8 protein-coding genes are annotated in these 9,556 nt (G+C 68.1%); 4 read left to right on the forward strand and 4 right to left on the reverse strand.

All coding sequences use genetic code 11. The features are described 5' to 3' along the window. Window positions 1–47 precede the first annotated feature (47 nt). Complete coding sequence (locus LHA26_RS09035; protein WP_252165299.1) at window positions 48–1,097, forward strand: LacI family DNA-binding transcriptional regulator; 1,050 nt, start codon at window positions 48–50, stop codon at window positions 1,095–1,097. 73 nt (window positions 1,098–1,170) lie between these two features. Here the strand turns inward: LHA26_RS09035 and leuD are convergent, their stop codons facing one another. Next, window positions 1,171–1,764: a 3-isopropylmalate dehydratase small subunit gene (leuD, locus tag LHA26_RS09040; protein ID WP_252165300.1), complete on the reverse strand. Its 594-nt coding sequence runs from the start codon at window positions 1,762–1,764 to the stop codon at window positions 1,171–1,173. Further along, window positions 1,764–3,194, reverse strand: a complete 1,431-nt coding sequence (gene leuC, locus LHA26_RS09045; protein ID WP_252165301.1) for a 3-isopropylmalate dehydratase large subunit — start codon at window positions 3,192–3,194, stop codon at window positions 1,764–1,766. The genes leuD and leuC overlap by 1 nt, the downstream gene beginning before the upstream one ends. A gap of 76 nt (window positions 3,195–3,270) precedes the next feature. On the opposite strand from leuC, the gene LHA26_RS09050 reads away from it, so the two are divergent. Then, a complete protein-coding gene (locus LHA26_RS09050) occupies window positions 3,271–4,065 on the forward strand; it encodes a hypothetical protein (RefSeq protein ID WP_252165302.1) in 795 nt (264 codons plus the stop codon). 20 nt (window positions 4,066–4,085) lie between these two features. Here LHA26_RS09050 and LHA26_RS09055 read toward each other — a convergent pair whose 3' ends face one another. Then, complete coding sequence (locus LHA26_RS09055; protein WP_252165303.1) at window positions 4,086–4,364, reverse strand: hypothetical protein; 279 nt, start codon at window positions 4,362–4,364, stop codon at window positions 4,086–4,088. A 133-nt stretch (window positions 4,365–4,497) separates the two neighbouring features. Here LHA26_RS09055 and LHA26_RS09060 point away from each other — a divergent pair, with 133 nt between their 5' ends. Continuing rightward, window positions 4,498–5,496 carry an MBL fold metallo-hydrolase gene (locus tag LHA26_RS09060; protein ID WP_252165304.1) on the forward strand — a complete coding sequence of 333 codons (999 nt, stop codon included), beginning with the start codon at window positions 4,498–4,500 and terminating at the stop codon, window positions 5,494–5,496. Between the two features lie 254 nt (window positions 5,497–5,750). Next, window positions 5,751–7,109, forward strand: coding sequence for a tyrosine-type recombinase/integrase (locus LHA26_RS09065; protein WP_252165305.1), 1,359 nt, complete (start codon window positions 5,751–5,753; stop codon window positions 7,107–7,109). A 185-nt stretch (window positions 7,110–7,294) separates the two neighbouring features. Here LHA26_RS09065 and LHA26_RS09070 read toward each other — a convergent pair whose 3' ends face one another. After that, window positions 7,295–9,511, reverse strand: a complete 2,217-nt coding sequence (locus LHA26_RS09070) for a metallophosphoesterase (RefSeq protein ID WP_252165306.1) — start codon at window positions 9,509–9,511, stop codon at window positions 7,295–7,297. Between the last annotated feature and the right edge of the window lie 45 nt (window positions 9,512–9,556).

Consider the following 9,556-nt stretch of genomic DNA (forward strand, 5'->3'; position numbering starts at 1 on the left):
GCGGCTAAGGCTATGCAATCGATAAGCCGTAATGAACGGACGACCGGGTGGCGAGAGCAAGGGCACAGCGCAACGCGACGATCACCGATGTCGCGCGCGAGGCGCAGGTGTCGATCAAGACCGTGTCGCGTGTCTTCAACGACGAACCCAATGTCCGCCCGGCCACGCGCGACAAGGTGCGCGCCGTGGCCAAGGACCTGGATTATCATCCCAACGCCGCCGCGCGCAGCCTGGCGGGACGGCGCACCCATTTGCTGGGCCTGGCCTATGGCTCGGTCAGCCCCAATTATGTCTACGACATCCAGAAGGGCGCTGCGGCGCGGCTGGAGGCGGACCGCTACCGGCTGGTGGTGATGCCCTTCGTGGAGGGCGAGGAGGCGCCGGCGCGGATGCGGGCGCTGGCGCGCACCTCGGCGGTGGACGGGCTGGTGCTGGTGCCGCCGCTGGGCGACGACGCCGCGACGCTCGCCGCGATCGAGCAATCGGGCCTGCCCTATGTGCGGATCGCGCCGACCCGCGGCGAATCGCGCGCGCCCGACGTCTCGATGGACGATCGCGCGGCGGTGGACGATGTCGTCGCGCATCTCGCCGCGCTCGGCCATCGCCGCATCGCCATCGTGCGCGGCCGCCCCAACCATAGCTCGACCGCGATCCGCTTCGCCGCCTTCAAGGAATCGCTCGAGCGGCGGAACCTCGCCTATCGCGCCGAGCTGAGCGTGGAAGGCGACTACACCTTCGCCTCGGGGCTGGAGGCGGGGCGCCAGCTGCTCGCGCTGGCCGAGCCGCCGAGCGCGATCTTCGCCTCGAACGACGACATGGCCGCCGGCGTGCTGAGCGCCGCGCACGAGGCGGGGGTGGCGGTGCCGCGCCGCCTCTCGATCGTCGGCTTCGACGACAGCACCATCGCGCAGGTGGTGTGGCCCCGGCTCACCACCATCCACCAGCCGACCTGCGACATGGCGCATGCCGCCGTGGACGCGCTGCTGGCGCTGATCCAGGGGCGCCCCTCGCCGGCGCATATCGTGCTGCCGCACCGGCTGATCGATCGCGGCTCGACGGCGGCGGCGGCGGACGCGGCGGCCGAGCCGGCACTGTAGCGCGGGCGCGCGCGGGAGGGATTCGGCCCTTCGCCCGCTGGGGCAATGCGGGCATCCGCCCGCGGGGGAGATCTCAGCCGGCGGCGCCGCCGATCCAGGGCTGGTCCTGCGCGAGCCGGGCCTCGAACGCGGCGATGGCGGGATCCATCTCGAGCGTGATGCCGATCTCGTCCAGGCCCTTGAGCAGGCAATCGCGGCGGAAGGGATCGATCGCGAAGGCGAAGCGATCCTGAAAGGGCGTCGTCACCGTCTGGCTTTCGAGATCGACGGTGATCGGATGCTCGGCGGCGACGGCGAGCAGCCGGTCCACCGCCGGCTGCGGCAGGACGACGGTGAGGATGCCGTTCTTGAAGGCATTGCCGGCATGGATATCCGAAAAGCTCGGCGCGATGACAACGCGCAGCCCCATATCGGCCATCGCCCAGGCGGCATGTTCGCGGCTCGAGCCGCAGCCGTAATTCTCGCCCGCGATGAGGATCGGCGCGCCCGCGAAGCGGGGATCGTCGAACACATTGCCGGGCTCGGCGCGGATCGTCTCGAAGGCGCCGCGGCCAAGCCCCTCGCGCGTGACCGTCTTCAGCCAATGGGCGGGGATGATGATATCGGTATCGATATTGGGCCGGCCGAGCGGATAGGCGCGGCCCTCGACGCGGGTGACGGGCTGCATCAGGCGATCTCCCGCACATCGGTGAGCCGGCCGGTGACGGCGGCGGCGGCGGCCATGGCGGGCGAGAGCAGGTGGGTGCGCGCGCCCGGCCCCTGGCGGCCGACAAAATTGCGGTTGGAGGTGGAGGCGCAGCGCTCGCCGGGCGGCACCTTGTCCGGGTTCATCGCCAGGCACATGGAGCAGCCGGGCTCGCGCCATTCAAAGCCCGCCTCAAGGAAGATGCGGTCCAGCCCCTCGGCCTCGGCCTGGCGCTTGACCAGCCCCGAGCCCGGCACGACCAGCGCCTGCTTGATGCCCGGCGCCACCTTGCGGCCGCGCGCCACGGCGGCGGCGGCGCGCAGATCCTCGATGCGGCTATTGGTGCAGGAGCCGATGAAGATGCGGTCCACCGCCACGTCCTGCATCCGGGTGCCGGGGGCGAGACCCATATAGGCGAGCGCCTTTTCGGCGGCGGCGCGGCGCGCGGGATCAGCGAGGCCGGCGGGATCGGGCACCGCGCCGGTGATCGGCACGACATCGTCCGGGCTGGTGCCCCAGGTGACGAGCGGCGCGATGCTGGCGGCATCGATATGCACCTGCTTGTCGTAGCGGGCGCCGGGATCGCTGCGCAGCGTGCGCCAATAGTCGACCGCGCGCGCCCAGTCCGCGCCCGCCGGTGCGCGCGGCCGGCCCTGGAGATAGGCGAACACGGCCTCGTCGGGCGCGACCAGACCGGCGCGCGCGCCGGCCTCGATCGACATGTTGCACACCGTCAGCCGCCCCTCGACCGAGAGCGCGCGGAAGACCGAGCCGGTATATTCGGCGACATAGCCCGCACCGCCGCCCGCGCCGAGCGTGCCGACGATGGCGAGCGCGACATCCTTGGCGGTGACGCCGGCGCCGAGCGTGCCGTCCACCCGCACTTCGAGCGAGCGGGAGCGTTTGAGCAGCAGCGTCTGGGTGGCGAGGACATGCTCGACCTCGGACGTGCCGATGCCGAAGCCGAGCGCGCCGAGCGCGCCATGGCTGGCGGTGTGCGAATCGCCGCAGACCACGGTGGTGCCCGGCAGGGTGAAGCCCTGTTCCGGCCCGACGACATGGACGATGCCCTGCGCGGCGGCGAGATCATCGATATATTCGATGCCGAACTCGGCGGTGTTGCGCGCGAGCGCCGCGAGCTGCTCGGCCGATTGCGGATCGGCGATCGGCAGGCGGTGGCCGGCGGCATCGGCGCGCGCGGTGGTGGGCAGATTGTGATCGGGCACGGCGAGCGTGAGATCCGGCCGGCGGACGCGGCGGCCGGCGGCGCGCAGCCCGTCAAAGGCCTGGGGGCTCGTCACCTCATGGACGAGGTGGCGGTCGATATAGAGAAGCGCGGTGCCATCGTCGCGCTGCTGGACGACATGGGCGTCCCAGATCTTCTCGTAGAGGGTGCGCGGTGTCTCTGCCATGATCGGCGCGCCATAGCGAAGTTCGCCGCTTTTGTCTCGCCCGCGATCCGGCTAGGCGCGGCGCGAGGAGATGGTCATGCCGGTACCGCCGCCCCCGCCGCCCCCGCCGCCGTCGCTTGCCGCACCGGCCCTGCCCGCCGCGCGGCCCGTGCGCCGGCTTCCCGCCGCCGACGCGCACCAGGGGGTCGCGGCCGGGGGCGACGCGCTCTACGCGATCGACGACAGCGCGATCGCCAGGCTCGATCCGGCGAGCGGGCGCGTGGTGCGCCGCTGGCAGGGCGATCCGGCGCGCTATCCGCACATCAATTCCTGCATCGTGCGCGGCGCCCGGCTGATCTGCGCCGCCTCCAGCTATCCGGCGGTGCCGATGTGGAGCCGGATGGAGGTGTTCGACGCCGTCAGCCTGCGCCCGCTGGCGAGCCGGCGGATCGACGGGCCGGGCTCGCTCACCTGGCTCGACTGGCACAAGGGCGGCTGGTGGGCCTGCTACGCCAATTATGACGGCAAGGGCGGGGTGCCCGGCCGCGACCATGCGGCGACCCGGCTGGTCCGCTACGACCGGCATTTCCGCGAGACCGGCCGCTGGCCGCTGCCGCCGGCGCTGCTCGACCGGCTGGCGCCGCGCAGCGCCTCGGGCGGAGCCTGGGGCGCGGACGGCCTGCTCTACATGACCGGGCACGACCGGCCCGAACTCTATGCCGTGCGCGTGCCCGCCACGGGCGACCGGCTGACCTTGGTCGCCACCATCGCGACTCCCACCGGCGGCCAGGCGATCAGCTGGGATCCGCGCCGCCCGCGCCTTCTCTGGTCGATCGACCGCGCCGGATCGGCGGTGGTGGCGAGCCAGGTGCCGCCCGTGGCGGCGCGCTGAGCCGTGCCCGCGCGGCCGCTTCAGGGCGCCTTGCTGGGGCTGTTGGCGTTGCCGCCGACATCCTCTTCGCCGAGCTGGCCGCTGCCATGATAGGCCTGGCCGCTCTGCCCGCCATGGCCGAGAAAGCGGCCCGGGCCCTTGCCCTTGCTCGGGCTCTCGCCATGGGGATAGGCGCCGCCGCCGGATTCGCCGGCCGCCGCCGCCGCGCCCCGGCGCGAGGCGAGTTCGCCTTCCGGCTGATCGGAACGCGGCGTGGTGCCCTCGCCATCGGCCTGCATCGGCTGCTTGTCGTCGCTCATAACCTGCTCCTTGGCCCCGCGCGCAACGCCGTGGCTCTGAAAGGATCAACGCCGCGTTGAAGGCGATGTTCATCCCGTCGCCGGCCGGCGACGGGCGCCTGCCGCCACCGCACCGAAGGGCCAGCCGATCCCCATGCCGCGCAATCCCTATTATTCCGGGCCGCCGAGCGACCATTTCGACGGCGCGCGTTTCTTCAACCCCGGCCAGCCGACCACCGATCGCGGGCTGCGCGACATTCTGCGCTGGCAACGCGGTCGGCAGGCGGTGGCCTGGCCGCGCCAGGTGCCGATCGTGCCGGCGCGGCCCGAGCCGCGGCTGGCGGGGCTGCGCGTCACCATGGTGGGCCATGCCACGCTGCTGATCCAGGTGGACGGGCTCAACCTGCTCACCGATCCGGTCTGGTCCGCGCGCGCGAGCCCGTTCCGCTTCGCCGGTCCGAAGCGGGTGACCGCGCCCGGCATCGCCTTCGACGATCTGCCGCCGATCGACGCGGTGCTGCTCAGCCACAATCATTACGACCATCTCGACATCGCCACGCTGCGCCGGCTGCACGCGCGCCACGCGCCGCTGATGGTGATGCCGCTCGGCAACGATGCGATCGTGCGCGCGGCGGTGCCGGGCGCGCGCCTGCTGACCGGCGACTGGCACGACCGGCTGCGGCTGGGCCCCGCCGCCGAGGTGACGCTGACCCGCGCCAACCATTGGTCCGCGCGCGGCCTGCGCGACCGGCGCATGGCGCTGTGGGCGGGCTTCTGGCTGCACAGCCGCAGCGCGAGCCTGTGGTTCGCGGGCGATACCGGCTATGGCGACGGCACCATCTTCCCCGCCATGCGCGCGCGTTTCGGCAGCCCCGACGTGGCGCTGATCCCGATCGGCGCCTATGAGCCGCGCTGGTTCATGGCGGCGCAGCATGTCGATCCGGCGGAGGCGGTGCGGATCTTCGAGGCGGTCGGCGCGCGCCGCGCGCTGGGCATCCATTGGGGCTGTTTCCGCCTGACCGACGAAGCCCGCGAGGCGCCCGTGGCGGCGCTGGCCGAGGCGCTCGCGGCGGCGGACATCGCGCCCGACCGCTTCGTCGCGGCGGTGGCGGGCGGCGTCTACGGCTTCGCCGGCGGCGACGGCGCGGGCTGAGCGGGGGGCGTGGGGTGGCGGATCGGGAATGGCGCACCGGAAGGGATTCGAACCCCTGGCCTCTGCCTTCGGAGGAAATATAGCTGCCCTTCGCTAAAATACGCAAGAGCGCGCCATGCTACGCTATCATACTGTAAACGCTGATCTATTTGGAATTCGCTTCACGATAGGCTATCCTGCTTCACGCCAAAATTTCCCCCCTCCTGCTTACGTGGTGCTTACGCGAGAGACGGGGACGGAGCGGGAGAACGCCGATGCCTAAGCTGACCAAACGCGCCGTCGATGCTGCGTTGCCGGGCGAAAAGGACTACGTCGTCTGGGACGACGAACTCCCGGGCTTCGGGCTTCGGGTGTTCACCTCCGGCAAGCGCAGCTATGTCATCCAGTATCGGTTGGGCGGCCGATCTCGCCGCTACACCATCGGGCTCCACGGCGTCTGGACAGCCGAAACGGCCCGGCAGGAGGCCAAGGCTCAGTTTGGCCGGATCGCCCGGGGCGAGAACCCGACTGAAGAGCGCCAGCTCGATCAGAAGGCGATCACCGTTAAGGAGCTTTGCGTCCTCTACCTTAAGGATCTGAACGCGGGTCTCATCATGGGCAAAGGCGGTCGCCCGAAGAAGCCCGGAACCATCGGGACCGATATCGGCCGCATCCATCGGCACATCATCCCTCTCATTGGTCAGCGTCGCGTGAAGGATCTGACGAAGGCCGACGTTTCGAAGATGATGAAGGACGTCATCGCAGGGAAGACCCGCGTGTCGATCAAGACGGAGAAGCTCCGCGGCCGTGCCGTCGTCCGTGGCGGGGCAGGCACCGCAGCACGCACGGTCGGTCTGCTCGGCGGCATCATGACCTTCGCCATCGACGCCGGGATCATAGAGACCAACCCAGCTCACGGTATCCGCAAGCCGAAGGACAACGTCCGGTCGCGCCGTTTAACCGAGGACGAGTATCGCACTCTCGGCAGGATGCTCAGCGCCGCCGAGAAGGACGAGCGGTACGCGATCACCGTCGCCATCATCCGTCAGATCGCGCTGACCGGCTGCCGACGCTCCGAGATCATCAATCTCCGGTGGAAGGAGGTCGACACCGGTGCGAGTTGCCTTCGGCTCATCGACAGCAAGGAGGGGCACTCGATCCGGCCGATCGGCCTGCCGGTAATCGAGTTTCTCGACGAACGGCGCAAGTCCGATCAAGGAACATACGTGTTTCCCGGTTCCGGTGACGACAATGCCTTCGGCAGCTTTCCGAACCGATGGGACCAGATGTTCGCCGGATCATCGCTCGCTGATGTCACCCCTCACGTCCTTCGCCACAGCTTCGCCAGTGTCGGAAACGATCTCGGGTTCACCGAGGTGACGATCGCGGCGCTTGTCGGTCACTCCATCGGCACGATGACGAGCAAATACATCCATACCCTCGACACCGCGCTCATCATGGCAGCCGACACGATCTCGGGGTACATCCAGGGCCTGCTCGCAGGCACCGAGTTCAAGCAGACCGCTTATGCTCTCGACCGCGACTCGCGCAAGACGGCTCTGGCTCGATTCCTCCAGAAGGCGGCCGGCGACGTTGGTGACCCCAATAGTGGCGAGACACGCTTGGCTGCGTGATACTGGCCTCACTATCCGCAGGCGCGCAGCGTAGTGGATGCTGACGCCTTTCAGCTCGTTGATGGTGGCAGCGGTCCGTCGTCGGCAGCACCGCGGCGTTCGCGCTCTTCGTCCGACCCTATTTAAGGGTGCTTACCTTGGCAGCCAGGCAATTTAAGGGAACCGCCATTTCTTTGCTAACGCCGTCAGGTTGTCGCCTTGAGTTCTTCAGAAGCAGCTTTCGGCAGTCGCGCATCGGTCAAGCGCTCAAGGGTGGCAACAAGGCTCTGCGCGACGGGCGACCATCGGCTGAAGGAAGCGCGGGAGAGCGTCGAATGTTCGAAGGTTTCGTTGACTCGGGCGAGGTCGCTCAGGTTCCGCGCCAAGATGGAAAGCTCCTCGTCTTCAACCGCTGCGGTCGCCTTAATGTAGGCGGCAAGCGTGAGCAGGCCTTCGATCGCGACGGGAATACCATCCGAGTTAAAGCCGTTCGTTGCGGTCCGCAGTTCTGCCAACGAGCGCCGCCATTCACGAACAGCGCTCGCTTGAGCGGCGCCCTGCACGGCCTTGTGGGCGAGCGCATCCGCGAGAAGGTGGAGCCGCTCCGGAGCTTGATCTAGCCAACGATCAACGATCGGCATTGCCACCTGCGTGGGAGATCGCGAAATCGTTCGAGCATCGGCGGCGATCGTCGTGATCCGACCTGGGCGGTAGCCGAGTTCATCACAAATCTCCCGCTGTAGGAACCGCAGCTCCGCGATATTGATCGGCCACCACCGTTCGAACTCCTGCGCCCGGTAGAAGGCGATAGCATCGACAGCGATCCGTCCAGCGTCCGCGTCCCTCCGGCGGAACTCTACGAGGCAAAAGGATGCGAATTCTTCACCAGCACCGGTGGGTGCGAAATCACGGAAGGGATCGACCAGCACGGCCACGGCACGCGTGCTCGGCTTCGCCTTGAGGAGCGCGATGATGCGTTCGATTTGGTTGATCTTACCACCGTAACGTCGCAGCCGCGCGCCGTGGAGGTATGGGATGCGCGGCTCCAATTGCGATCGATCGAGTTGCCACCATTCGACCAACTCCCGGAGCCAGGTTTGCCGCTCGTCGCCTTGCAGGTCATCGGGAACGGCGTAAGCGGTTGGCAGCGGCAACGTCCTCCCTTCATCGTCGGGCAGATCGAGGTGGACGATCAGGGTGCCGCGCTTGGCATTGGTCTGGGCAATTCCGAGCGCGCGAGCATAAACTTCGTCCAGATCTGACCCTTCAACGATCACAGGCGCGCCGGGTGAAACCACGACGGTGTCGGCAGGCCGAACACTTGTCGTCCAGAGCCGGCGGACAATGGCCGTCTGCCGCAGGTCCTCGGCACCCGATCGTGGCAATGGGATCGCCTCGATCTTGACCTCGGGCGTGTGCGGCAAGCCATCGAGCGTGATGAGCCGGACTGCATCGGTTTCGCGTCCAACCTCGAATGTCGCCCCGGAGAGGACAAGTACGCGGTGCATGTCACGGTCATCGCCGGCGTAAATGTGGTCGAAGTACGCGGCGTGCTCGTGTTTGTGTCCATGGATCACGACACCGATGCCGCTTCCGCGCAAGAAGGCACGGACCTGTTCGAGGTTTGACACGTCCGCGAACGGCTTCAATTCCTCGCGCAGGCTTGGCGAACGGAGATGGTGGTGCATCACGGCGATGCGTAATTGGCGACCATGATCGGGCCGAGGCGTCGACGCGACGATTGTCCGTAGAGCCTCCAGCTGATGCTCCGAGACACGAGCCATATCGTAGCGGGCCAGACCCTGAAGTTGCGATCGCAATTGGGAAGCAACGGCTACATCGCCGGGTGCGAGCGCGTCCGGGATCGTATCCCAATAGGTTCGCAGCGGTTCCGGCAGCACCGATGTCACATGCGACCAATTGCTGGTGTTGATCGGAAACACAGCCCAGTTGCGGTTGGCCGCGATAAGGCGATGGCGGTCCGGATTGACGATTGCGGGCCAAGCGTCCAGCCCATCCAACCATGGCACGATGCAGCCCGCGTCTCGCCAGACCTTGGCAAAGTTCTCGTAGCGTTTGTCGGAGCCAGGATCGGAATCGCGTGGCACGTCGTGATTGCCTGGGACCGAGATGATACGATCGGCCGCGATCCCAAGATGGTCGGCGATCATCTTAAAGACAATCTCGTGCCCACCGGCGGCGCCTTTGCTTTGCGCATCACCCGAGAAGATCACGCCGTCGAGCGTGCGGCCGTCGCGCGTCAGCCGCTCCGCCAATCGCCGGAAGAGAAGATCAAGCGCTTCTTCGCGCGTCCCGACAGGCATCCCCGGCACATCGACTTTGCGGTCGTCGCGTTCGAACGGAACGCCGGACGCGGACACATGGGCATCGGTGATGTGAAGAAAGGTCGCGCGGTCAGGCATGCCTCAACCTAACGCACCATATTCGTGCTGAATACCGGATTTGCC

The sequence above is a fragment of the Sphingomonas morindae genome, from assembly GCF_023822065.1.
Lineage (GTDB): Bacteria > Pseudomonadota > Alphaproteobacteria > Sphingomonadales > Sphingomonadaceae > Solisphingomonas > Solisphingomonas morindae.

Excerpts from the sequence above, each read along its gene's own strand:
- leuD (WP_252165300.1), bottom strand. The coding sequence starts at position 1,764 with ATGCAGCCCGTCACCCGCGTCGAGGGCCGCGCCTATCCGCTCGGCCGG.
- leuC (WP_252165301.1), bottom strand. The coding sequence starts at position 3,194 with ATGGCAGAGACACCGCGCACCCTCTACGAGAAGATCTGGGACGCCCAT.
- LHA26_RS09050 (WP_252165302.1), top strand. The coding sequence starts at position 3,271 with ATGCCGGTACCGCCGCCCCCGCCGCCCCCGCCGCCGTCGCTTGCCGCA.
- LHA26_RS09055 (WP_252165303.1), bottom strand. The coding sequence starts at position 4,364 with ATGAGCGACGACAAGCAGCCGATGCAGGCCGATGGCGAGGGCACCACG.
- LHA26_RS09060 (WP_252165304.1), top strand. The coding sequence starts at position 4,498 with ATGCCGCGCAATCCCTATTATTCCGGGCCGCCGAGCGACCATTTCGAC.
- LHA26_RS09065 (WP_252165305.1), top strand. The coding sequence starts at position 5,751 with ATGCCTAAGCTGACCAAACGCGCCGTCGATGCTGCGTTGCCGGGCGAA.
- LHA26_RS09070 (WP_252165306.1), bottom strand. The coding sequence starts at position 9,511 with ATGCCTGACCGCGCGACCTTTCTTCACATCACCGATGCCCATGTGTCC.